This window comes from Cellulomonas sp. (assembly GCF_036279715.1).
In the GTDB taxonomy this organism is placed as follows: domain Bacteria; phylum Actinomycetota; class Actinomycetes; order Actinomycetales; family Cellulomonadaceae; genus Cellulomonas_A.
In genome coordinates, this window is record NZ_DASUIR010000026.1 from 83,110 (window position 1) to 106,872 (window position 23,763).

A 23,763-nucleotide genomic window follows, 5' to 3' on the forward strand; every position below is an offset into this window, starting at 1 on the left:
AGGAGGTCCGGGCAGTCCGGACGAGCGGGCTCGGCGCCGGCGGCGGTCCCGCCGCGGCCTAGACTCAGGCCGTGGCAGGACGGATCCGGCGGGAAGACGTGCAGGCGGTCCGTGAACGTGCCCACATCGAGGACGTCGTCGGCGAGCACGTGACCCTGAAGTCCGCAGGCGTCGGCTCGATGAAGGGCCTCTGTCCCTTCCACGACGAGCACTCACCGTCGTTCCACGTGCGTCCGCAGGTCGGCCTGTGGCACTGCTTCGGGTGCGGCGAGGGCGGCGACGTCATCTCGTTCGTGCAGAAGATCGACGGCCTGCCCTTCTCCGACGCCGTCGAGTACCTCGCGGGCCGCGTCGGCATCCAGCTGCGGTACGAGGAGGGCGGCGCGCCCCGCCCGGGCGACGAGCCGGGCCGGCGCCAGCGGCTGCTCGAGGCGCACCGCGCCGCGGCCGCGTTCTTCGCCGAGCAGCTCGCGACCCCGGGCGCCGCGACCGCGCGCGCGTTCCTGGCCGAGCGTGGCTTCGACCGGGGCGCCGCGGAGCAGTTCGGCGTCGGCTACGCGCCGCAGGGCTGGGACTCGCTCCTGCGCCACCTGCGCGGGCGCGGCTTCACCGAGGCGGAGCTCGTCGCGACCGGCCTGCTGAGCCAGAAGGCCGGCGGCGGCGTGTACGACAGGTTCCGGGGACGGCTCGTGTGGCCGATCCGCGAGGTCACGGGCGACACCGTGGGCTTCGGAGCGCGCAAGCTGTTCGAGGAGGACCAGGGCCCCAAGTACCTCAACACCCCCGAGACGGCCCTCTACAAGAAGTCCCAGGTCCTGTACGGCATCGACCTGGCGAAGCGCGAGATCGCCCGGGCGAAGCAGGTCGTGGTCGTCGAGGGCTACACCGACGTGATGGCGATGCACCTGTCCGGGGTCGGGACGGCGGTCGCGACGTGCGGCACCGCGTTCGGCCCGGACCATGCGCGCATCGTGCGGCGGCTCGTCGGGGACGCCGGCTCGAGCGGCGGAGTCCAGCTGGCGTCCGGCGCCTCGGTCGGCGGCGAGATCATCTTCACGTTCGACGGCGACGCGGCCGGGCAGAAGGCCGCGCTGCGCGCGTTCGGCGAGGACCAGTCGTTCTCCGCCCAGACGTTCGTCGCGGTCGAGCGCAGCGGCCTGGACCCGTGCGAGCTGCGGCAGGCGCAGGGGCCCGACGCGGTCCGGGCGCTCGTGGCCGGACGCACGCCGCTGTTCGAGTTCGTCATCCGCTCGACGCTCGCGGCGTACGACCTGGCGACCGCCGAGGGTCGCGTGGGCGCGCTGCGGGCTGCAGCGCCGGTCGTGGCCGGGATCCGGGACACCGCGCTGCGCCCCGAGTACACGCGGCTGCTCGCGGGCTGGCTCGGCATGGACCAGGCCTCGGTGCGCAGCGCGGTCTCGGTCGCAGGTCGCACCGCAGGCGCACGCCGGCCGGACGACGGCGGGGGCGCGCCGCGCCGCAACGACCCCGGCCCCGGCGACCCCCGGCGGCCCGGCCAGGGCGCCCCGACGCCCGTGCCCGTCGACCGGATGCCGCTGCCGGACGCGCGCGACCCGATCGCCCGCACGGAACGGACCGCGCTCGAGGTCGTCCTCCAGCTCCCCGCGCTCGTCCCTGCCGAGTTCGACGACCTCGGGGACGACGCGTTCAGCGCGCCCGCCTACCGCGCCGTGCACGAGGCGATCCGCGCCGCCGGCGGCCTGCAGGGCGCGCGCGAGGAGCTGGCTGCGGCCGGTGACCGGGGGAGCGCCGCCTGGGTCGCCCGCGTCCACGAGGAGGCCGCGAGCCCTGTTGCCGGGCTGGTCACCGAGCTGGCCGTCGCGCCGCTCCCCGAGGACCGCGCCGAGGTGCTGCCCGACTACGTGCGTGGCGTCGTCCTCGCGATCCTCGAGATCGGGTTCACACGGCGCATCGCCGATCTGCGCGGCCGGCTGCAGCGCATGGATGGCGCCGCCGACCCGGGCGGGTACCAAGCGCTGTTCACGGAGCTGATCGCGCTCGAGAACCGTCGTCGGACGCTGCGCGACAGCGCCTGACGGCCGCTGCGCGACGGCGCCTGAGCTCAGCGCAGGACGGCGAGTCCCGTGGCGTCGTCGGCAACGAGGTCGCCGGGCGAGGTGGTGTGCTGCACGGTCGCGGTCACGGTCATCGACCGCAGCGTGAGATACCCGTGGTAGTTCGACAGGAACGCCGTGTCCGTCGCGTCCCGACCCGTGGCGATGCGCAGCAGCGACCCCAGCGGTGCGAGCGCGGTCGCGTCGACCAGGTGCCAGGCTCCGTCGACGTAGGCCTCGACGACGGCGTGGAAGTCCATGGGGCTCAGGCCGGGCGCATAGACCGACACGAACCGTGCGGGCAGGTCCTTGGCTCGCAGCAGGGCGACGACCAGGTGGGCGAAGTCACGGCAGACGCCGCGGCGCTTGAGCAGGGTGTCCGACGCGGCGTCGGTCGGCAGGCTCGACCCGGGCGAGTAGCGCAGGTGGTCGCCCACCCAGGCGACGACCGCTGCGAGCAGGGCGGCGTCCTCGAGCCCGGCGAACTGCTGCCGGGAGAACGCGAGCAGCTTGTCGGAGTCCGCGTACCGGCTCGGCCGGCGGTACTCGATGAGGTCCGCGTCCTCGACGGGCGGGAGCGCCGCGGACCCGGTCACCTGCGCGTGGTAGTCGACGACCACACGACCCGCAGGAGCGTGCACCCGGTGGATCCGCGCACCGTGGTGGGTCTTGATCTCCAGGGGCTCCAGGGGGGCGTCCTGATGGGTCACCGTCAGGTGCTCGAACCGGTCGTACGCGCCGTCGGCGACGGCGATCGCCAGGTACAGCTCGGTTGACGAGGTGACGTCGAACGAGAGGTGGGACGAGACGGTGCGGAGCACGGACGTCGGTGTCCTTTCCGGGGTCGCAAGCAGCAGCCGAGCTGAAGGAGGAGGGGGCCGTGCGGTGGTGCAGCAGGTGAAGTGTGAGGCTCAGTCGGCGTTTGCGCCACTACCGGTCACCGTGCCGCGCTGTGCCCCGATGGCACGCACCTCAGAGCGTGGCATCGGCTGCCGGAAGCAGGATCTCGAAGGTCGTGCCGTGGCCGGGACCGGCGCTGGTGGCAGTGATCGTTCCGCCCTGGGCCTCGACGAGCGCCTTGGTGATCGCGAGCCCGATGCCCGAGCCGCCGTGGGTGCGGTCGCGGGCGGTGTCGACCCGGTAGAAGCGTTCGAAGAGGTGGGGAAGGTGCTGGGGTTCGATGCCCTCCCCGGTGTCCTCGACGACGATCCGCACCGCGCCGTGGTGGGCGGCCTCGGCTCTGACAGTCACGACCCCTCCGGCGGGGGTGTGTCGCAGTGCGTTGTCCAGGAGGTTGCCGAGCACCTGCCCCATCCGGTCGCGGTCGACGTAGAGCGGCGGCAGGTGGGGGCTGATGCGGGTGGCGAGCTCCAGACCGCGTGCCGCGAACCGGTCGCCGGCGGGCAAGGTGGCCGCTGCGACGATCTCCTGCGGGGTCGCGCGCACGCGCTGCAGCACGAGCTCGCCGCTCTCGGCCTGAGTGACCGCTGCGAGATCGTGGGCGAGCAGGGTCAGGCGAGAGGCTTGCGCGCGCAGGACCGCGACCGTCGCCGGAGTCAGCGACTCGACACCGTCTTCCAGTCCCTCCAGGTAGGCCGTGAGGGTCGCCACCGGGGTGCGGAGCTCGTGTGCGACGTCCGCGAGCAGACGCTGTCGGAGCGACTCGGAGTCGTGGAGGCGCGCCGACATGGCATTGAACGCCTCGGCGAGCTCGTCGAACTCGACCCCCAGGTGCGGGCTGGTGACGTGGGCGTCGAACCGCCCGCCGGCCACCCGCGCAGCGGCGGTCGACAGCGCGGCCAGGGACCTCCCGATGCGCCGGGTCAGGAACAGGCTGACGGCGAGCGCTGCCAGGACTGCTGCCGCCAGGGCCACGGACAGGGAGAGGGCGCTGGACGACCGGAACGCCTCCTCGGCATGCAGCACCGCGACCCGGTCGTTGCTTGCGCCGGCCTGGAGCATGTGGCTGTGGAAGGTCGCGGGGCCGATCGCCCCGGCAACCAACCAGGCGGTGAGGCCAGCGGTGACCACCACGAGCGCGATGGCCACCAAGAGCCGGGAGGCCAGCCCGGACCGGCTTCGCGGCGGTCCCGGGTCGACCATCAGCCCTGGCCCATGCGGTAGCCGACCCCGCGCACCGTCCGCACGAAGCGCTGCTCCTCGGCCGTGTCGCCGAGCTTGCGCCGGACGTGCAGCACGTGGACGTCGACGAGGTGCTCGTCGCCGACCCAGTGGTCGCCCCAGACCGCCTCGATGAGCGCATGCCGACTGAAGGCCATGTGAGGTCGGGTCGCCAAGGCCACAAGGACGTCGAACTCCGTGCGCGTCAGGGCGGCGACCGTCCCGTCGATGCGCACCTCGCGCGCATCGATGTCGATCGACAGGGTGCCGAACACCAGGGGCGGTGCGGGCGACGCGCTCACACCGGGGCCAGCGGTGCCCGCCGTCGACCGCCGAGGCCGACGCAGCATCACGCCGACCCGCGCCGTCAGCTCACGCGGGCTGAACGGCTTGGTCACGTAGTCGTCGGCGCCCACCGCGAGCCCGATGAGGGTGTCGACCTCGTCCGCGCGTGCGGTGAGCATGACCACGTAGCAGTCGGAGAACGTCCGCAGCTCCCGGCAGACCTCGACCCCGTCCATGCCCGGCAGCCCGAGGTCCAGGACGACCACGTCGGGGTCGACGGTCCTGGCCAACTCCAGGGCATCGAGACCGTTGAACGCCACATGGACCTCGAAACCGTCGCGTTCCAGGTAGCCGGCCACCAGCCGGGCCAGCGGCTCCTCGTCGTCGACGACGAGAGCGCGATGGGCAGCGATTCCCGCGGCAGCTGTCGACGTCACGGACCCCATTGTGCAGGCCGGCATCCGCCCGCCCGGTCGCCTCGCGGCAGCCGAGACCCTGGGAGGACTTTCTCAGCAGATCTTCATCGTTCGTGGGTCACGTCGTCGCACGGCCCGACGAGGAGTCTTCATCGGACCTTGATCGAACGTCGATCAGTTGAGCAGGGCGACGGGTCGAAGGTGAGGTGTCCGACCCTCATGCCCAGGAGGCCCTCGTCGTGGTTCAGCTCGACACGTCACCGATCCCGGTGACCGTGGTCCACGCCGAGGCATGCCACTTCTGCGACGAGGCCGAGCGCGAGCTCGCCGGGCTGGCCGAGCAGTTCCGGCTCGCGGTGCAGGTCGTTCCGCTCGACTCTGCGGAAGGCCGCGGCCTCGTGGATCTCCACCGCCCCGCCATGAACCCTCTTGTCCTGGTCGACGGGGCGTACTTCAGCTCCGGCCGCCTGCCGCGCAAGAAGCTCACGCGGCTCCTCGCCGCTCGCGCCACCGCGTCAGCGCCCGGCGCGGGCCTCGGTGCCGCGTCGATGGGGCGTTGAGCCGTGGGTGCTGACCTGCTCACGACCGGCAGCATCATTGCGGCGTTCTTCGCCGGTGGGGTGGCGCTGTTCGCGCCCTGCTGCATCGTGTTCCTGGCGCCGAGCTACCTGGCCGGCGCCGTGAAGAACCGGCTGTGGAGACTGCTGCCGCTGACGTTCATCTTCGCTGCCGGCCTGGCTCTCGTCCTGGTCCCGTTGACGATGGGGATGAGCCTGCTGGCCGGTGCGATCGCCCGGTACCACGCACCGCTGTACTACGCGGGCGGCACGTTGATGATCGTCCTCGCGCTCCTGGCGCTGTCGGGCAGGATGTGGTCGTTGCCGAGCTTCATGCGCACGCCGGACACGACGCGGGGGGACTCGGCGAGCTTCTTCGCCCTCGGTGTCTTCTCGGGGATCGCGTCCAGCTGTTGCGCCCCGGTGCTCGTCGGGGTGATGACGTTGTCCGCACTGTCCGGGTCGGCGATCGGCGGCCTCGCGCTCGGCCTGGCGTTCGTGTTCGGCATGGTCTTCCCGCTGTTCGTCATGGCCCTGCTGTGGGATCGGGCGCGGCTGGGCGAGCGCAGGCTCTTCCGGGCGAAGCTCGTCCGCATCCGCCTGGGCGGCGGGAGACTCTTGGTGACGAACACGCTCAACCTGGGCGTCGCCGTCGCGTTCGTCGTGATGGGCGGCTTCATCATCGCCCTGGCAGGCAGCGCCGACATGACGGGCGGGACCGCATTCCAGGCCTCCGCGGGACAGGCCCTGGCCGACGTCTTCATGAGGATCCAGCGGTGGACGCAGCCCGTGCCCGAGCCGGTGCTGGGACTCGCCCTGCTGGCCCTCGCGGCCGTGTTCGTCTGGGCGACGCTAGTCGGCCGACGACGGCACCCGGCCCCGCCGAGCCGCAGCGCTGGCAGCGACCTGCCGCCGACCGGCGACCGGCCGACTGATGGCGACGATGCCCCGTCGTGCCACGACACCTCGACAAGCCAAGGGAGCGGTCGATGACCTCCGGGACCGCCATGCGACGCGAGCAGGAGCGCCAGGCCGCACTGGACCGCGTGACCGCGCTGGATCGAGCCGCCGCGCTGCGGCGTCGACGGCTGGCGACCATCGCCTGGACGACGGGATTGCTCGTCGTGGTCGGCCTCCTCGTGGCCGGGCTGGCGTCGGCGCGACCGACGCAGTCCTCCCAGGCGCGCACGGCCCCGGCGTTCACCTTGCCGACGACTGACGGCACGAGCGTGTCCCTGGCGGCGCTGCGCGGCACCCCCGTGCTCCTGTACTTCAGCGAGGGGGCCGGCTGCGACGCCTGCCTGGTCCAGATGGCCAAGATCGAGAGCGACCCGGCGTTCACCGCGACCGGTATCAGAGTCCTGCCCATCGTGATGAACACTGCCGCGCAGATCACCCCCGACATGACCCGCCTCGGCGTCACGACACCCTTCCTGCTCGACGACGGCACCACGTCGAAGGCCTACGACACCCTCGGCAAGGGCATGCATGAGGGCCTGCCCGGTCACGGCTTCGTCCTCATCGACGCCCAGGGCGTCCAGAAGTGGTCCGCCGACTACCCCTCGATGTGGATCGCGCCCGCCGACCTGCTCCGCGAGGTCGAGTCGCGCCTGTGAGCCGCCCGACGCGCCGTACGACAGAGCCGGAGTCCACCATGGAGGACTGCTGACGGACGCTGTCGGCGAAGGGAGTCGTCATGAGCTCGACGAGCCGGTCCGCCGTCCTGTCGGTCTCCGGTCTGTACTGGGCGTCGTCGGCGGCGGTCGTGGAGGCCGTGCTCTCCCGGCGTGACGGGGTGCACAGCGTCGAGGCCAACCCCGTGGACCAGACCGCCACGGTGACGTACGACCCCGAACGCACCTCGGTGGCGCAGCTGGCGGGGTGGGTGCGCGACTGCGGATATCACTGCGCCGGCCAGTCCGTCCCCGATCATCTGTGCGACCCGATGGACGAGCCGACCGCCCACGGCGCGGCAGCAACGCGCCCCGCACCCGGCATGCCCACAGCTCATGAGACCCATGCCGGCCATGAGGCGCTAGCAGGTCATGAGGTGCATGCCGGCCTCGAAGCTCCGCGGATGCGGGGCGCCCAGGAGGTGATGGGGCACGGCGGTCACCACGGCGAGATGTCGATGGACAGCATGGTCCGCGCCATGCGCAACCGGTTCCTGCTCGCGGCCGCGCTCTCGGTGCCGGTGCTGCTGTGGTCGCCGATCGGACGCAAGGTTCTCGGCTTCGAGGTGCCCGCGCCGTTCGGTCTGCGTGACGACGTGTGGGCGTTGGCGTTGTCGCTGCCGGTGATCTTCTACTCGGCGTGGATCTTCTTCGACGGTGCCTACCGGGCGGTGCGCGCGCGGACCCTCGACATGATGGTGCTCGTCGCGGTCGGCGTCGGTGCCGGTTGGGTCTACAGCCTGGGTGTGACGCTCACGGGCGGTGGCGAGGTCTTCTACGAGGCGGCGACGGTGCTGACCTCGTTCGTCCTGCTCGGGCACTGGTTCGAGATGCGGGCGCGCGGCGGCGCCAACGACGCCGTACGGACGTTGCTCGAGCTTGCACCGGCGATGGCCCTGGTCCTGCGCGACGACGAGCCCGTCGAGGTCCCGACCGCCGACGTGCAGGTCGGAGATCTCCTGCTGGTCCGACCTGGCGCGAAGGTTCCGGTGGACGGGGTCGTGGAGAGCGGGGAGTCCGAGGTCGACGAGTCGATGGTGACCGGGGAGAGCCTGCCGGTCGCCAAGACTCCCGGCTCGGCGACGATCGGAGCGTCGATCAACACCACCGGGACGCTGCGGGTGCGGGCCGTCAAGGTCGGGGCCGACACCGCGCTTGCACAGATCGTGGCGCTCGTCCAGGAGGCGCAGAACTCCAAGGCCCCCGGTCAGCGCCTGGCGGACCGGGCCGCCTTCTGGCTGGTCCTCGTGGCGCTCGTGGCGGGCACCGCGACGTTCCTGGTGTGGCTCGCGAGCGGGGCGAGCGTGCAGACCGCGATGCTGTTCGCCATCACCGTCGTCGTGATCACCTGCCCGGATGCTCTCGGCCTGGCCACCCCGACAGCGATCATGGTCGGCACCGGCCTGGGCGCCGAGCGGGGGGTCCTGTTCAAGAACGCCACGGCGCTGGAGACCTCGGCGCGGATCGACACAGTCGTGATGGACAAGACCGGGACCCTGACGAAGGGCACCCCCGAGGTCACCGACGTCGTCGTCGACGGGATGGACGAGATCCGGGTCCTCGTGCTCGCCGCGGCCGTCGAGCAGGAGTCGGAGCACCCGCTGGCTGCGGCGGTCGTCCGGTACGCGCGGACGAGGGGCGCGGCGGCCGTCCGGGCCACCGAGTTCCGCAACGTCGCGGGCCGCGGCGCCGGCGCGGACGTCGAGGGGCACCGCGTGCTGGTGGGGAACCGGAAGCTGATGGCCGCGGAGCACATCGAGCTCGGCCAGCTCGCTCAGGCCCGTGACGGGTTCGCGGCCGCCGGGCGCACCGCGGTCTTCGTCGCCGTCGACGGCACAGCAGTCGGCGTGATCGCCATGGCCGACGCCGCTCGGGAGACGGCAGCGCAGGCGGTCGCGGCTCTGCACGAGGCCGGGGTGCAGGTCGTCATGCTGACTGGCGACAACCAGGCCACCGCCGACCGCATCGCCGGTCAGCTGGGGATCGACCGGGTGATCGCCGAGGTGCTGCCCGGAGACAAGGCCGCCAAGGTCGCCGAGCTGCAGGCCGGCGGGAAGCGGGTCGCCATGGTCGGGGACGGGGTGAACGACGCGCCCGCACTCGCGCAGGCCGACCTGGGCATCGCGATCGGCGCAGGGTCCGACGTCGCCATCGAGACCGCGGACGTCGTCCTGATGCGCTCGGACCCGCTGGACGTACCGATCGCGCTGCGGATCGGCACGGGCACCGTGCACAAGATGCGGCAGAACCTGGGCTGGGCCATCGGGTACAACGCCCTGGCCCTGCCCATCGCGGCCGGCGCGTTCGAGCCGTCGATCGGCCTCGTCCTGCGCCCGGAGATCGCGGCCTTGTCGATGTCCGGGTCCAGCCTGATCGTCGCCGTCAACGCCCTGCTCCTCAAGCGGCTCCGCCTGCCCGCGCCGGTCGGGCTGGGCGGTCCTGTCGCTTCGGTGGCGGGCGCCTCTGCTGCCGCCCGCCAGCGATGACGACGCGGGCTGGCGGTCGGACGACGCAGGCCGTCCCGCGAATTCCGCACCTGCCGGTGTCGGAGATGCGGATGGTCGTGGTGGGGTTTCGCCCGCCACGCGCAGGACGCGCCTGAGCCCCGTGCCAGTCGCGGCCATCTGCGACTCGCAGGCTGAGGCTTCAGCGAACCTTCACAGACGCTTCGTAGGACCTTAGTCCCGGCTGCGTAGGTTCTGCCGAGTCGCACTGCGCCACCTCACGGTGCGTGCGACGTTCCGAAGCTTTCCTTCCGTTCTCTGGAGTCCGACTTGGCCTCGACGCCCCGCCCGTCCGTGATCGACTCCGCCAAGGGGCTCGATCGCCGCCGATTCCTGCAGCTCGGAGCGGCTGGCGTCGTCGTCGTGGGAGCCGGTGCCTTTGCTGGTGTGCGACTCCTCGGCGGGCCGCAACCCGTCGGCCCTACCAACGCGATCGTCGCGGCGACCGAGGCAGCGCGGCACTCGACGGGGAACATCGTTCGGCGTGAGCTTCGGGCTGCCCCGACGACGATCGACCTGGCGGGCAGGACCGTGCAGACGTGGGCCTTCGACGGCGCAGTGCCCGGTCCTGAGCTGCGGGTGAAAGCCGGGGACGAGCTCCGGATCCGCCTGAGCAACGGTCTGCCGGCTCCCACCAGCGTCCACTGGCACGGCCTCGCCCTGCGCAACGACATGGACGGCGTCCCGGGGATCACCCAGGACGCGGTCGCGGCCGGCAGCACCTTCGACTACACGTTCGTCGCACCGCACCCAGGGACCTACTGGTTCCACCCGCACGTCGGCGTCCAGCTCGACACCGGACTCCAGGCGCCTCTCATCGTCGAGGATCCGCACGAGCCCGGACGGTACGACGAGGAGGTCGTCCTGGTGCTGGACGACTGGACCGACGGCTGGGGCGACTCCCCGGACCAGATCCTGGCGCGGATGAAGCGAGACGGCATGACGATGGCGGGCTCGTCGATGTCGGGCATGGCGATGGACGGCATGGCGATGGGCGGGGCGGACCCCGGCTCGATGTCCATGTCGGACAGCATGCCGTCCGCAGATCGGCCACTCGGCGCGGACACCGGCGACGTCGCCTATCCGGTCCATCTCATCAACGGCAGACCCCCGCAAGATCCCTTCGTCATCAGCGCCGCACCGGGTCGGCGGATTCGGCTGCGGATCATCAACGCCGGCAGCGACACCGCCTACCGGTTCGCCGTCGGAGGTCACCGCCTCACCGTGACCCACACCGACGGATTCCCCGTGGACCCCCTCGACGTCGACACGCTGATCATCGGCATGGGCGAGCGCTACGACGTCGTGATCACGACCGGCGACGGCGCCTTCCCCGTCGTGGCGGTCCCCGAGGGCAAAGCCGCCGCACCAGCAGTCGCCGTCCTGCGCACCGCGACCGGTGCCACACCCGCAGTGGACGCCCGGCCGGCGGAGCTCGACGGCCGCCTCCTCGCCTACGCCGACCTCGCCCCGACAGCGGCAGCAGCGCTCGAGCCGCGGGCACCCGACCGCGAGCTCGAGCTCGACCTGCAGATGGTCAACGGCGGACGGCAGTGGCTCATCAACGGCGCGGCCTTCGGCAACCATGACGCGCTCCAGATCCGTGCCGACGAGCGAGTCCGGCTGGTCATGACCAACGCCTCAATGATGTTCCACCCCATGCACCTCCACGGGCACACGTTCGCACTCGCGGGCCCGAACGGTCGCCCGGGGATCCGCAAGGACACCGTCAACGTGCTGCCGATGGGAACGGTCGCCGTCGACCTGCAGGCCGACAACCCGGGTCAGTGGGCCCTGCACTGCCACAACACCTACCACGCCGAGCTCGGCATGATGACGGTCCTGTCCTACGTCGCATGAGCCGTCCTTGCGCGGCCGAGACCGCTGGCGACCGGTGGTGGATGCCGCGCGTGTGTCGGGGCTGGGCAGGGCTGAAGCGAGTCTTGCCTGGACAGGTCGTCTGGAATCTGAGGAGCCACGTGAGCAAGCGCGAGAAGCAGGCAACCGATCGTGCGCCGTGGTGGCTGCCATGCCCCTCGCCTGCCGGCGTTCGTCGCGAAGTACGCGAACGGTCCCCAGGCGCCGGAGCCGGGCGCAGCGTGCTCGGGTCGTGTCGGCGCCAGCTGACGCGCGAAGGCGTCGTCGGCCTGGACGTTCCGGGCTGCCGCCACGATCGCCGGTGATGCCGCCCCGGCGGGCGCGGGCGCATCGGGGCTTGAGGACGAATGGCTGATCACATCATCGAGCCGCGCACCACGGCAGCCTGCGTCCGTCATCGGCACAGCGGACGGGCCGCGATCTACAGGCGACTGCGCCACTCGTCGGCGAGCAGGGCGTAGCAGAGACCGTCGAGCCACACGCCGGAGCGATGCAGTGACTCGCGGACGGTGTGCTGCTCTCGGCGCATCCCGACCCGTTCCATCAGGCGCCAGGACGACTCGTTGGCAGCGAAGCAGCTGGCCGTCACGCGACGCAGGCCGAGGTCCTCGAAGCAGATCCGGATCAGCTCTCGGACCGCTTCGGTGGCGTACCCCTGGCCGGCGTGATCAGGGTGCAGCGCCCAACCGAGCTCCGCCTGCACTCCGCGCGCGTGCTCGACGACCTCGGCCTGGGCCCAGGCGTCCGACACAGCGAGCATGAGGTCGCCGATGACCTCGCCGTCGTGCTCGATGACCAGCGTCTTCGGCAACCGAACCGGATGGTTGAACGCGGCTCGGTACTCGTCCACCGTGGTCGGCGCGCGAGTGATCCAGTGGTTGACGCTCGCAAGCCGGCGGTACCGCCACGTCGGTTCCACGTCGGTCGCTGCCGCCGCTCGCAGCGACAGGCGAGCCGTCCGCACCGGCCATGCCACGGTGTCGAGGGGGGTGGCCATGGCACATCTTGGCACGCGCATCGTCGTCCCCGACGAGGCCTCAGGTTGCCTTCGTCGCTGGCGCCACAGACCCGCGGGAGTGCAGCGGCAGCGGATATCGGTGGACCTGGCCGGGCTCGCTGCCAACCCCGTCCTGGACGACCTGGATGAGGAGCTCGACCGCCCGCCGACCGAGCAGCTCGTGCGGGATCGCAAATGATGACAGGCCCGGTCGAAGCCACTCGGCCAGCGGGTAGTCGTCGAAGGACACGATGGACACGTCGTCGGGGATCGTGAGCCCCGCCTCCTGGAGGGCCTGATAGCTCCCGAACGCGAGGCGGTCGTTGAAGCAGATGATCGCTCGCGGTCGAGCGTGCTTGTCGAGCAGCGCTCGAGTCGCGCGCCAGCCGTGCGGTGGCAACCAGTCGTCGCAGAGATACCCCGAGGCGGGCGTGAGGCCAGCGGCGGCGAGCACGTCCCGGATGCCTGCGAGGCGCTCCACGCCGGCGACCGTGCCCGGCGACATGTCGTCCGTCTCCGGGCCGGCGCCAATCAGGTGGATCTCGCGATGTCCGGCATCCAGCAGCAGGCGAGCGGCAGCTCGTCCGGCCTCGATCTCGTCGGGAATGACTGCGGGCGCGTTCGTGGGGCCCGTCGAGAGGGTGTTGAGAAGGACCGTCGGGACCCGGTCGAGCAGGGCGGGCACGTGTCGCGTGCGCGTGAACATCGAGGCCAGGATGATGCCGTCGACCTGGCGGTCCTGCATCGCCTCAAGCAGTGCGCTCTCGATCTCTGGGTCGCCCTCGGTCTCACCGATGAAGAGCATGAAGCCGTGGTCGCGGGCAGCCTCGATGGCGCCCTTGATCATGTCGCCTGCGAGCTGCGACGTGGCCACCGTGTCGGAGACCAGGCCGAGCGTGCGCGTCTTGCCCTTCCGCAGACCGATCGACACGATGTTCGGCCGATACGACAGGTCGGCGGCGGCGCCACGCACGCGGTCCTGGACGGCATGAGAGATGCGCAGCTCATCGCCGCGCCCTGAGAGAACCAGCGAAGCGGTTGGCGACGACACGCCGGCAGCGCGTGCGACGTCGGCCAAGGTCACGCGACTGCGACCCACCTGATTCCTCTCGTCGCCTAGGAATCCTAGACGTGTCGCGCGGGTGCCCTGCGCCGCACGAGGGAAGGTCGAGATCCGGACGTGACCGATCTGTGACCATCGCGCGCTTGACAGCGGGCCTTTCCAATCGTCAGTATCTTGCTTGCTAAGCCGATTTAGCAACCGGTCCGACGACCGTCGGACGTGCTTCGACGAAGAAGGAGACACCGTTGTCTCGAGCCAGTGAGAGGAACCGCCGCACCGCCATTGCGGCTTCCTTGTGCCTCGCCAGCATCATGACTGCCGCCGCGTGCAGTGCACCGGGTACCACGCAGGCCGTCGCTCAGACCGCCACGACCGGCAGCACCACCGGTGTCGCCCCGACGTGCGGCGCCGACCCGGTCGTTCTCAGTACGTACATCGAGACCGGCTTCGCGCTGCCCAAGTCTCTGACCGAGGAGTTCACGAAGCAGCACCCGAACGTGACCTTCGACATCCGCGAGGACCAGTTCGCGGTGATCACCCAGAACGCGCCCCGGGTCCTCGCCGATGACCCGCCCGACCTGATGCGCCTCCCGCAGGTGTCCGATCTCGCGAAGGACGGGTTGCTGCTGAACCTCGACTCCTACGCGACCGCGTTCGGGTGGGACAAGTGGCCGGCGTCGCAGCTCATGCAGATGCGAGTCGACGGCGAGGGGCGACGCGGCAACGGGCCGCTGTATGCGATGGGCCTGAACTACTCGATGACCGGGGTCTTCTACAACAAGGACCTCGCCGCGCAGATCGGCATGACCGAGGCGCCGAAGACCCTCGCCGAGCTTGACGGCTACCTGCAGAAGGCGAAGGACGCGGGCATCACGCCGATCGCGCAGTTCAACGGGGGAGCGACGGGTGGACTCGCGTTCCCGCTGCAGGCCCTCATGGCTTCCTACGGCCAGCCGTCCAAGATCAACGCGTGGACGTTCCAGCAGCCCGACGCGACGATCGACACGCCGGACAACCTGAAGGCGGCCGAGCATCTGGACAAGTGGATCAAGGCGGGCTACTTCGCTGCCGACGTGAACTCGCTCGACTACTCCACCATGATGAGCCGGTTCGTCGGAGGCAAGTCGCTGCTGATGTTCAACGGCGACTGGGAGTCCGGCAACCTCGACACCCAGATGCCGGGGAAGGCCGGCTTCTTCCTGCTCCCGCCGGTCGACGCGGGTGGCAAGGTCGGTGCGATGTCCGCGCCGCTGACCTACGGGATCGCGGCAAAGGCCAAGCACCCCGCCTGCGCGGCGTTCTTCCTCGACTGGATCGCGACCAACGACACAGCTCGCACGATCGCGGTCGAGGTCGGAGGCTCGCACCCCATGGGTCCGACAGACGCGTTCATGCCGAAGGTCGACGCGAGCTCGGTGACGGCCCAGACGCTGGCCGCGGGATCGACCATCGGCACGGACGACGGATCGATGGAGTTCATCGCCAACGCGACCGGTGAGATCTACGCGAAGAGCTGGACGCCGAACCTGCAGAAGCTCATGGGGGGTCAGCAGACGCCCGCGGGCCTCCTCTCCGCCGTGCAGGCCGACTACGAAGCGAAGATCGGCGGCTGACATGACAGCGACGACCGGAATCACCGGCCGCCGCGAGATGGTCGAGCACTCGACGACCAGCCTTCAGGACAGGCGCCGCGCCCTCAAGGCGCGGCGCCTGCGCCGAGGATGGGTCGCGCTCGCTCTCGTGGTTCCCGCAGCCCTGTTCTACGGCGTGTTCGTCCTGCGGCCCCTCGCCCTGACGTTCCAGTACTCGTTCTACGACTGGAACGGCGTGACCGGGGCGACGTGGGTCGGGTGGGCGAACTACGCGCGACTCCTGCACGACAAGGAGATGCTTGGTTCGATCCTCAACGCGCTCGAGCTCATCATCTACTTCTCCTTCGTCCCCGTCATCCTCGGGCTGTTCACCGCGGCCACGATCCGCAAGTTCGCGGCGAGCCGACTGGCAGTCGTGTCTCGTACGGTGCTCTTCCTTCCGCAGGTCATCCCGTTGGTCGCGGCAGGAATCATGTGGACCTGGCTGATGGCGTCCGACGGGGTCGTCAACCAGATCCTGCGCGCGATCGGTCTGGGCGCCCTGGCACGGCCGTGGCTCGGAGACTTCGACTCTGCCCTGCCGGCCGTCGGTGTCATCGGTGCGTGGGTGGCACTCGGTCTGTGCATGCTCCTGCTGCTCGCCGGCATGACCAAGATCGACCCCGCGCTCTACGAGGCGGCGCGCATCGATGGCGCGGGTGCGATCCGTGAGTTCTTCGCGATCACGCTGCCGAGCCTGCGGCAGGAGATCGGTGTGTGCGTCACCGTCACCGTGATCGCCGCGCTGGCCAGCTTCGACATCATCTACATCTCGACCCAGGGCGGACCCGGCAACAGCACCCTCGTTCCCGGCCTCGAGATCTACTACCTGGCGTTCTTCAGCCGCGAGATAGGCCAGGCATCCGCTCTTGCCGTGGCGTTCATGGTGCTCGTGCTCGCGATCGTCCTGCCCATCCAGCGACTCACCAAGGATGTCGACTCATGATCATCTCTCGCCGGGAGAAGTGGGTGGGCAACACCCTTCTCGTCGTGCTCATGGCCGTGACGATCCTCCCCTTCATCACGCTCCTCGTCACCGCCCTGCACCCGGCGGGCACATATCCGTCGGGCCTTGAGTGGCCCAAGGTCATGCACTGGGAGAACTTCGTCACCGCATTCCAGTCCGCGAAGATGGGAAAGCTCCTGTGGTCGAGCGTTCTCATCGTGATCGGGGTCGTCCCCATCTCGATCTTCATCTCGACCCTCGCGGGCTTCGCGCTCGGCCACCTGCGTCCACCGGGAGGCCGCGTCATCTTCGTGGTCTTCGTGCTCGGGCTCACGCTGCCGTTCCAAGGTGTCATCGTCCCGCTGTACTTCCAGATGCGTGACTTCGGACTGCTGAACACCCGCTGGGCGATCATCCTTCCGCTCATCGGGCTCTACATGCCGTTCGCGGTGATGTGGATGCGCGCGCACTTCGTCAACATGCCGACGGAGCTCTCGGAGGCCGCGCGCATGGACGGCGCCAACACGTGGAAGCTGTTCACGAGCATCCACCTGCCGCTGTCGATGCCTGCGCTCTCCTCGCTCGCCATCCTGCTATTCCTGTGGACGTGGAACCAGTTCCTCCTCGCGGTGGTGCTCGTGGACGACGCGACGATGAGAACGATGGCCGGGGCCCTCGGTGCGTTCCAAGGCCAGTACGGCACCGACATCCCCCTGCTGTGCGCGGGGTCGCTGCTCATCCTCACGCCCACGTTGATCGTGTTCTTGGTGTTCCAACGGAAGTTCGTCTCCGCGTTGCTCCAGGGGGCGGTCAAGGGATGAGTGTTCGTCGACCCCCGTTCGACCCCGAGATCGCGGTAGCGCTGGTCGACCAGTCCGAGATCGTCGTCACCGCGCTCGCCCCCGGTGAGATCACCGCACTCCGGGCTCGCGCGGTTCCGTCGGACGTCCGGGCCGCCGCCGCGGAGGCGGGATGCGCGGTGAGCGAGCACTCCGCGCCGGGACCTTCGGGTGGCGTGCGTGTGATGCTCGTTCGGCCCACCGATGTCACGGAGCCCGTCCCCGTTCTGCTCCACCTTCATGGCGGTGGCCTGATCGTGGGCGACGTCTCCGACAACGTCGACATGGCGCTGGATGTCGCACCTGGATGGGCGATCGCATCGGTGGAGTACCGCCTGGCGCCGGAGCACCCGTACCCGGCAGCTGTCGAGGACGCGTTCGCGGCGTTGACCTGGCTCACAGCGGAAGCAGCTGGTCTGGGCATCGATCCTGGGCGCGTCGTCGTGGCCGGTGTGAGCGCAGGCGGCGGGATCGCGGCGTCACTCGCCTTGCTCGCGCGTGATCGCGGCGGTCCGGACCTGCTCGGGCAGCTGCTCGTCTATCCCATGCTCGACGACCGCAACGACAGCGGCTCCGGGCACCAGATGGCCGGCGTCGGGTCATGGGACCGGAACGCCAACGCCACGGGTTGGGCCGCCTACCTCGGAACCCGCGCGGGAGGTCCGGATACCCCTGCCTACGCGTCCGCTTCCCGCGCCGCGACGCTGGGTGGTCTCCCGCCGGCATTCATCGACGTCGGCTCGGCCGAGACCTTCCGTGACGAGTGCGTGCAGTACGCCGCGCGGATCTGGGACGAGGGTGGTGACGCCGAGCTGCACGTCTGGCCCGGCGGGTGCCACGGGTTCGACGGGCTCGCGCCAGCAGCTCAGATGTCGCTCGCGGCGAGAGCCGCACGTGCCAGATGGCTCGAGCGACTCACGTCCCGCACTCACGAAGGCGCAGGCCGCCCCGGCCTCGCTCGACCGACATCCTCGTTGCTCACCCTCACGGAGTCCTGCTCGTGAACGACCGCGGCCCCCAGCTCGTCACCTATGCCGACCGCCTGGCCGGAGACCTCTCCGGTCTCGCGGACCTGCTCGACGGGCCACTCGACGGCGCCTTCACCGGAGTGCACGTCCTGCCGTTCTTCACCCCGCACGACGGGGTCGATGCGGGGTTCGACCCTCGTGACCACACGGCTGTCGACCCTCGACTGGGGACCTGGGCGGACGTGCAGCGCCTCGCGCACCGACGGATCGTGATGGCCGACGTCATCGTGAACCACGTCTCGGTTCAGTCCGCGCAGTTCCGCGACGTGCGGGAGCGCGGAGAGGAGTCACCGTGGGCCCCGATGTTCCTCACGCTCTCATCCGTGTTCCCCGACGGTGCCACGGAGGCGGAGCTGGCACGCATCTACCGCCCCCGCCCGGGCTTGCCGTTCACGGCGATGACCCTGGGCGGTGAGCGTCGCCTGGTCTGGACGACGTTCACGGGGGATCAGATCGACATCGACCTACGAAGCACCCAGGCCTGGGACTACCTGGAATCGGTGGTCGACACGCTGACCGCCGGCGGAGTGAGCCAGCTACGGCTCGACGCGGTGGGTTACACCGGCAAGCAGGCCGGCACGGACTGCTTCATGACACCGGCAACAGACGAGTACACCGACCGGATCATTGAGAGAGCCCACGCACGGGGGGCCTCCGTGCTCGTCGAGGTGCACGGGCACCACACGCAGCAGATCGAGATCGCCCGCAAGGTCGACTACGTGTACGACTTCGCGCTGCCCCCGCTCGTCCTCCACGCCCTGACCACGGGTGACCTCGCGCCGCTCGATCACTGGATGCGGATCCGACCCTCCAATGCGGTCACCGTCCTCGACACGCACGACGGCATCGGCATCGTCGACGTCGGCTCGTCTGACTTGCGACCCGGGGAGCCGAGCCTGCTCTCGCCGGCCCAGATCGACGCGCTGGTCGAGACGATCCACGACAACAGCGGCGGAACGTCGCGCCTGGCCACCGGTGCCGCCGCCTCGAACCTGGACCTCTACCAGGTCAACTGCACGTTCTACGACGCGCTCGCTCGCGACGACCGGCGATACGTCCTCGCGCGCTTGATCCAGCTCTTCGTTCCTGGCGTCCCCCAGGTGTATTACGTCGGGCTCCTCGCCGGAGCGAACGACATGGAGCTGCTGGAACGTACCGGCGTGGGTCGAGACGTCAACCGCCACTACTTCACGGCGGGTGAGATCGCCACCGATCTCGATCGGCCGGTGGTGCGCGCCCAGCTGGACGCCCTGCGTGCGCGCGCCACGCACCCCGCGTTCGACGGTTCGTTCTCGTGGGACGTCCAGGACACCCGGGCCCGTCTCACGTGGATCTCGGGCGACGAACGAGCCGAGCTCCACCTGGATGTCGACAGCGCGGCCTACGCGATGACAGTCACCGCTGCAGACGGCGACCACTGTGTTGTCTCGGCGGGCACGCTCGCGGCCCGAATGGGCTAGGCCGTCGCTCGGCGCCCTCACGACATCTCGACGGAGGTGGCGCTCCGAGCGATCGCCGTGACCCTCGGGGTCGTGGTGCTGGTCTGGCTGGCCGCAGCACGCGCCGACCGTCGCCGGCAGGGAGCCTGGCCCGGTGCCGTTCACGCCGACGGGACGACGTCACGGCGAGGTGCCGCCGGCGACGGTGTCCTGCCGTGACGCCCATCCCGTGGGTCACGATCGCCCCTGCCTCGGCAACGTGAGGATCTCGGCCCCGTCGTCGTTGATGGCGATCGTGTGCTCGCTTCCCTCCGAGCTCAAGAAACGCCGCCGTCCCGGTTTCAAGAGGACATTCGTGCGTCAGAAACCGTACAAAACACCACATTCACGGGTGGATCGAGGCTCAAGTGGCCACACTCGGTGTCCGATCTGAGTTGTGGGGCTACCTTCGAGTAGATGGACGGGATTGGGGGCAGGATGTCGTGCTGGCCGTCACCGGGAGGCATGCAGTGGTCCACGGGCCATGGAATCGCCGCAGGCTGAGCACGCGCACGAGCTGGCTCGCCGCGAGCTCGTGGCTCATCCTCGCCGTGGGCGCCGTCACGACCCTGGCCCTGCCGGGACCGCCCGACGGCGTGCCGGTTCGCACCGCGTTGGTCGTCACGCTCGCCGTGTTCTTCGCCTCGCTGCTCGGCCGCCTCGTTCTGGTCGCACCGCGGGACCCGCGCCGTCGCGGCGCCCTCCTGTTCCTGGCCGGCGCCGTCGCGCTGTGGGCCTTGGGCAGCGCGAGCGTCAGCGCTGCCATGACCGTCGGCGTCGTCACATTCCCGGCTCCCGGTGAGATCCTCTGCCTCGCCTCCTACCTCGGGATGGCAGCATTCCTCCTGCTCGATGTCCGCAGGTTGCCGGCGACGACGGTGGCGATCTGGCTGGAGGCGGCGGTGGTGTGCGGTGCGGCGGTGTGCCTGGCCGCGTTCGCCGTGCTCACCCCCCTCGCGGGTAGGTTCGCCGAGGGTGGCGTCGCCCTTCTTCTGGCCGTCCTGTTCCCGCTGATCAACCTTCTCCTGGCGGGGATCACGCTCGCTCAGCTCTCCCTTCGGGTGCGCGTGCCCTCGCGGTCCGCGGCGGCTCTCGTCGTTGGTTTCGTCGGGCTCGCAGTCGCCGACTCGAACTTCATCGTCAGCTCGTCTGGGGGGCGTTACTCGTCGAGCATCGGGCTCGACGCGATCTGGGGTGTCAGCTTCGCGGCGATCGTCGGCGCGGCGTGCGCCCGCCCGCCCTCGGATGCCGTTGGCCCGATCCAGCGGCCGCACGGTGTCGTCCTGGTGGTCGGAGTGGGCCTTGCCGTCGTCGTGCTCGTCCTCGACCTGACCGGGTTCGTCGGCCTGGTCATCAAGGGCTTCGCGCTCCTGACCCTGCTATCCGCCGGCGCGCTGTTGGTGCGGGCGCTGCAGGAGGCACGCGGCGCGGCCGAGGCGATGCGACTGTCGCTCACGGACGAGCTCACGGGACTTCCCAACCGTCGTGCGCTCATGACGGCGAGCGACGAGGAGCTCCGCCAGGGCCGTCCGGTCGGCATCATGCTGCTTGATATCGACGGATTCAAGGACGTCAACGACAGCCTCGGGCATGCGGTGGGTGACGACGTCCTCATCTCCATCGGCCGCCGCATACGGGCCGTGCTCGATGCGAAGTCCATGGTGGCCCGGCTCGGAGGTGACGAGTTCGCGGTCCTCTCGTCGGACGACGACGCGCTGGGCCTGTTCGAGACCGCCTGCGAGATCCGCTCGGCAGTTCGCGCGCCCCTCCGTGTGGAGGGGATCGACCTGTCCCTGGACGCCTCGATCGGGATCACCGCGTGCGACACCGAGCAGGCCACGTCCGCCGACCTGTTGCGCCGCGCGGACATCGCCATGTACGAGGCCAAGGCGTCCCGCGTCGGCGTGCTGCTGTTCGACTCGTCCCAGGACGGCTTCGCCCGGCGCCGGCTGCAGCGAGGGGATGAGCTGCGTCGCGGCATCATGGCCGACGAGCTCGTCGTGTGGTACCAGCCACAGATCGACGCCCGTACGCGGCAGGTCGTCGCGATGGAGGCTCTGGTCCGCTGGTCTCACCCGACCGAGGGGCTCCTGTCGCCGATCGCCTTCCTCACGGATGCCCGCCGGTCGGGCCTGATGCCGGCGCTGACCGAGGTGGTCATGCTCCAGGTCATCGCAGACGCGCGACGGTGGGCCACGGCTGGGTTCGAGTTCAGAGTCGCAATGAACTGGGCACCGGCAGAGCTCATGAGTGACCAGCTCCTGCCCAAGCTGTTCGAGATGCTGGACCGAGCCGACCTGCCCGCGGACCGGTTGGTCGTCGAGGTCACCGAGGACTCGTTCCTCTCGGACCCCGAGCGGGCTCGGATGGTGCTGCACGAGCTGCGCGCCCACGGGCTGCAGGTGTCCATCGACGACTACGGGACCGGATTCTCGTCGCTTGCCTACCTCCGCGACCTTCCGGTCCAAGAGCTGAAGATGGACCGGTCGTTCATCAGCGACATCGCCACCGACGAGCGCAGCCAGATGATCGTCCGGACGACTACCCAGATGGCCCGCGCGCTGGGGCTCCGCCTCGTGGCGGAGGGTGTCGAGGATCAGCAAGCTGCCGCGCTGCTCCTGCCACTCGGCGTGGACGTCCTGCAGGGTTACCACATCAGTCGACCCATGCCCGCGCAGGCGGTGGATCCTTGGGTCCGCGACTGGGCGCTGCGCACCGCCATCGTGCCGCAGGCTCGACTGGGCGGCGATCGCTGAGTCGGTGGCGGGGTCGGTCAGGGTCGAACGAGTGCCGCTGCCGACAGCGGTATCGCGCCGAGCGGGACGAAGTCGGCCGGGGTGCGTCGCGGTGCGCGGCTGCCCACCCGGAAGGCGTCGAGTGCGGGCACCGCGACACCGTCGAGCCCGACGCCGAGCGTGACAAGGCGGTAGGCGTCCGGGAACTCCCGCCGCTGGTGGTCCAGAAGCGGGCCGCAGTGCGCATATACCGGCGTGCTGGCGGCCGAGCCGAGGTACGGGGCCGTGCTCGTGCCAGGCAGCGGACGGGTGATGATCCCGACGGACGCGAGCATCCTGCGCACCCGCTCATCGAGGATGGCCACGAACGATGTCATCGCATTGGCCCGGGCCACGGCGATGAGGCCGTGGTAGAGAGCCATGGAGAGGCGCTGGCCGGCGGCGCTCGTGCCCCGGCGCACCCCGAGGGTGGCGATCTCCCACGTCGATTCCAGATCGATGCCTGCAGCGGCTGCGCTTCGGCTGCCATCCACGGACCACGGGCCCTGCTCGATGTCCGCTAGCGTCTTGAGACCCGCCTGGCCACCGGGCCTGATCATCCGGACGGCGCCCACGACGGTGTCGGCCAGCGCGAGCGCCAGGAACACGGAGTTGTCCTCATACGGTCCGTACTCGCTCTCGAGCTGCTCGCGGGTGTTCCCGTACACGGTCCTGAACACCTCGGCCTCGCAGTCCCGTGCCGAGTCGAGCAGGGGACCATCGACATCGAACCGCATCGAGATCATCGGCGGCATCAGAACTCCTTGAAGACGACCTCGGTGGCGTCGAACCACGTCCGGGTCAGCTCGACGACGGCCCGTGGCGAGAAGGGCTTGCAGGCGTAGACGTCCACGCTGAAGAAGTTTGCGGGCTCGTCCCACGCGTAGAAGTGGGCACCGGAGGTCTCCCAATGGATCCACCCGGCCCATCCGTACAGCGGTGACTGGTGGGTGACCGGTTCCATCAGGGCAACCATGTCGATGACGGCGGAAAGTCGCGACAGGTAGGTCGCGATCGAGCCCGCGTCGATCGGCTTCGGGCACAGCCCTTCGACGACCAGGCGTTGTCGGCAGATGGTCGGGGCAAGATCCTGCACGGAGTCTCCAGTCGGGTGTCGCGGTCCGAGGGCTGGGCGCCACGATGTCGGACCCGCGTGAAGCGTCCGCATTGTTCGTGACCTGATCGGATGTGTCGGGTTCCACCGTAATCGTCCTGCGGGGCCGGCGCGGCCGGACGGGGTACCAGTCGCGGCCCTGTCCGAGGAGGCTACGCAGGACGGCTCCACGGTGCCGTCGGAGCCCCCGCCCGGGCGCGCTGCCCGAACTCGACGACGGTCGACGTCCTCGGCGCGGCGATGGTCGCCGTCGGCGCGTGGGCCGTGCTGCGCTGCCGCCCCGGCGGGCCTGACCATGATGGTGGAGCCCCAGCCCTGTCTATTGCGCGGCTAATCACGACCTGGCAAGACGAAGGCCCCTGCCTGGCGTCTCCGCAGGTCAGG

General features: G+C 70.1%; 19 protein-coding genes. 12 read left to right on the forward strand and 7 right to left on the reverse strand.

Annotated elements, in window-relative coordinates; translation table 11 throughout:
* Positions 1-71 precede the first annotated feature (71 nt).
* Positions 72-2,057, forward strand: a complete 1,986-nt coding sequence (dnaG, locus tag VFW79_RS02345) for a DNA primase (protein WP_329675703.1) — start codon at positions 72-74, stop codon at positions 2,055-2,057.
* Between the two features lie 26 nt (positions 2,058-2,083).
* Here the strand turns inward: dnaG and VFW79_RS02350 are convergent, their stop codons facing one another.
* From VFW79_RS02350 to VFW79_RS02360, 3 genes are all read right to left on the reverse strand, one after another.
* Positions 2,084-2,896, reverse strand: coding sequence for a transglutaminase family protein (locus VFW79_RS02350; protein ID WP_329675704.1), 813 nt, complete (start codon positions 2,894-2,896; stop codon positions 2,084-2,086).
* Positions 2,897-3,047: 151 nt separating this feature from the next.
* Positions 3,048-4,178, reverse strand: a complete 1,131-nt coding sequence (locus VFW79_RS02355; RefSeq protein WP_329675705.1) for a sensor histidine kinase — start codon at positions 4,176-4,178, stop codon at positions 3,048-3,050.
* Complete coding sequence (locus tag VFW79_RS02360) at positions 4,178-4,927, reverse strand: response regulator (protein ID WP_414647841.1); 750 nt, start codon at positions 4,925-4,927, stop codon at positions 4,178-4,180. Before VFW79_RS02360 ends, VFW79_RS02355 begins: the two co-directional genes overlap by 1 nt.
* Positions 4,928-5,103: 176 nt before the next feature.
* Here VFW79_RS02360 and VFW79_RS02365 point away from each other — a divergent pair, with 176 nt between their 5' ends.
* The 5 genes from VFW79_RS02365 to VFW79_RS02385 all read left to right on the forward strand — a co-directional run bounded on the left by VFW79_RS02365 (position 5,104) and on the right by VFW79_RS02385 (position 11,491).
* Positions 5,104-5,457, forward strand: a complete 354-nt coding sequence (locus VFW79_RS02365) for a glutaredoxin (protein WP_329675707.1) — start codon at positions 5,104-5,106, stop codon at positions 5,455-5,457.
* Between the two features lie 3 nt (positions 5,458-5,460).
* Positions 5,461-6,447, forward strand: coding sequence for a cytochrome c biogenesis CcdA family protein (locus VFW79_RS02370; RefSeq protein WP_329675708.1), 987 nt, complete (start codon positions 5,461-5,463; stop codon positions 6,445-6,447).
* On the forward strand, positions 6,444-7,070 hold the full coding sequence (locus tag VFW79_RS02375) for a peroxiredoxin family protein (protein WP_329675709.1): 627 nt from the start codon (positions 6,444-6,446) through the stop codon (positions 7,068-7,070). The genes VFW79_RS02370 and VFW79_RS02375 overlap by 4 nt, the downstream gene beginning before the upstream one ends.
* 80 nt (positions 7,071-7,150) lie before the next feature.
* Positions 7,151-9,613, forward strand: a complete 2,463-nt coding sequence (locus VFW79_RS02380; protein WP_329675710.1) for a heavy metal translocating P-type ATPase — start codon at positions 7,151-7,153, stop codon at positions 9,611-9,613.
* A gap of 288 nt (positions 9,614-9,901) precedes the next feature.
* The gene (locus VFW79_RS02385; protein ID WP_329675711.1) at positions 9,902-11,491 is read left to right on the forward strand and encodes a multicopper oxidase family protein; all 1,590 of its coding nucleotides are present in this window, start codon (positions 9,902-9,904) and stop codon (positions 11,489-11,491) included.
* Positions 11,492-11,930: 439 nt separating this feature from the next.
* Here VFW79_RS02385 and VFW79_RS02390 read toward each other — a convergent pair whose 3' ends face one another.
* Both VFW79_RS02390 and VFW79_RS02395 read right to left on the reverse strand, forming a co-directional pair.
* Positions 11,931-12,506, reverse strand: coding sequence for a GNAT family protein (locus VFW79_RS02390; RefSeq protein ID WP_329675712.1), 576 nt, complete (start codon positions 12,504-12,506; stop codon positions 11,931-11,933).
* Positions 12,507-12,546: 40 nt separating this feature from the next.
* The gene (locus tag VFW79_RS02395) at positions 12,547-13,557 is read right to left on the reverse strand and encodes a LacI family DNA-binding transcriptional regulator (protein ID WP_414647842.1); all 1,011 of its coding nucleotides are present in this window, start codon (positions 13,555-13,557) and stop codon (positions 12,547-12,549) included.
* Between the two features lie 323 nt (positions 13,558-13,880).
* On the opposite strand from VFW79_RS02395, the gene VFW79_RS02400 reads away from it, so the two are divergent.
* The 6 genes from VFW79_RS02400 to VFW79_RS02425 all read left to right on the forward strand — a co-directional run bounded on the left by VFW79_RS02400 (position 13,881) and on the right by VFW79_RS02425 (position 22,247).
* On the forward strand, positions 13,881-15,182 hold the full coding sequence (locus tag VFW79_RS02400) for an ABC transporter substrate-binding protein (protein WP_329675714.1): 1,302 nt from the start codon (positions 13,881-13,883) through the stop codon (positions 15,180-15,182).
* A gap of 1 nt (position 15,183) precedes the next feature.
* Positions 15,184-16,146 carry a sugar ABC transporter permease gene (locus tag VFW79_RS02405; protein ID WP_329675715.1) on the forward strand — a complete coding sequence of 321 codons (963 nt, stop codon included), beginning with the start codon at positions 15,184-15,186 and terminating at the stop codon, positions 16,144-16,146.
* A complete protein-coding gene (locus VFW79_RS02410) occupies positions 16,143-16,967 on the forward strand; it encodes a carbohydrate ABC transporter permease (protein ID WP_329675716.1) in 825 nt (274 codons plus the stop codon). The genes VFW79_RS02405 and VFW79_RS02410 overlap by 4 nt, the downstream gene beginning before the upstream one ends.
* On the forward strand, positions 16,964-17,989 hold the full coding sequence (locus VFW79_RS02415; protein ID WP_329675717.1) for an alpha/beta hydrolase: 1,026 nt from the start codon (positions 16,964-16,966) through the stop codon (positions 17,987-17,989). The genes VFW79_RS02410 and VFW79_RS02415 overlap by 4 nt, the downstream gene beginning before the upstream one ends.
* A complete protein-coding gene (gene gtfA / locus VFW79_RS02420) occupies positions 17,986-19,473 on the forward strand; it encodes a sucrose phosphorylase (RefSeq protein WP_329675718.1) in 1,488 nt (495 codons plus the stop codon). Before VFW79_RS02415 ends, gtfA begins: the two co-directional genes overlap by 4 nt.
* 488 nt (positions 19,474-19,961) lie before the next feature.
* Positions 19,962-22,247, forward strand: a complete 2,286-nt coding sequence (locus VFW79_RS02425) for a putative bifunctional diguanylate cyclase/phosphodiesterase (RefSeq protein WP_329675719.1) — start codon at positions 19,962-19,964, stop codon at positions 22,245-22,247.
* A gap of 17 nt (positions 22,248-22,264) precedes the next feature.
* On the opposite strand, the gene VFW79_RS02430 is transcribed toward VFW79_RS02425, so the two are convergent.
* Positions 22,265-23,020 carry a hypothetical protein gene (locus VFW79_RS02430; RefSeq protein ID WP_329675720.1) on the reverse strand — a complete coding sequence of 252 codons (756 nt, stop codon included), beginning with the start codon at positions 23,018-23,020 and terminating at the stop codon, positions 22,265-22,267.
* Positions 23,020-23,361 carry an S-adenosylmethionine decarboxylase gene (locus VFW79_RS02435; protein ID WP_329675721.1) on the reverse strand — a complete coding sequence of 114 codons (342 nt, stop codon included), beginning with the start codon at positions 23,359-23,361 and terminating at the stop codon, positions 23,020-23,022. The genes VFW79_RS02430 and VFW79_RS02435 overlap by 1 nt, the downstream gene beginning before the upstream one ends.
* Positions 23,362-23,763: the final 402 nt, after the last annotated feature.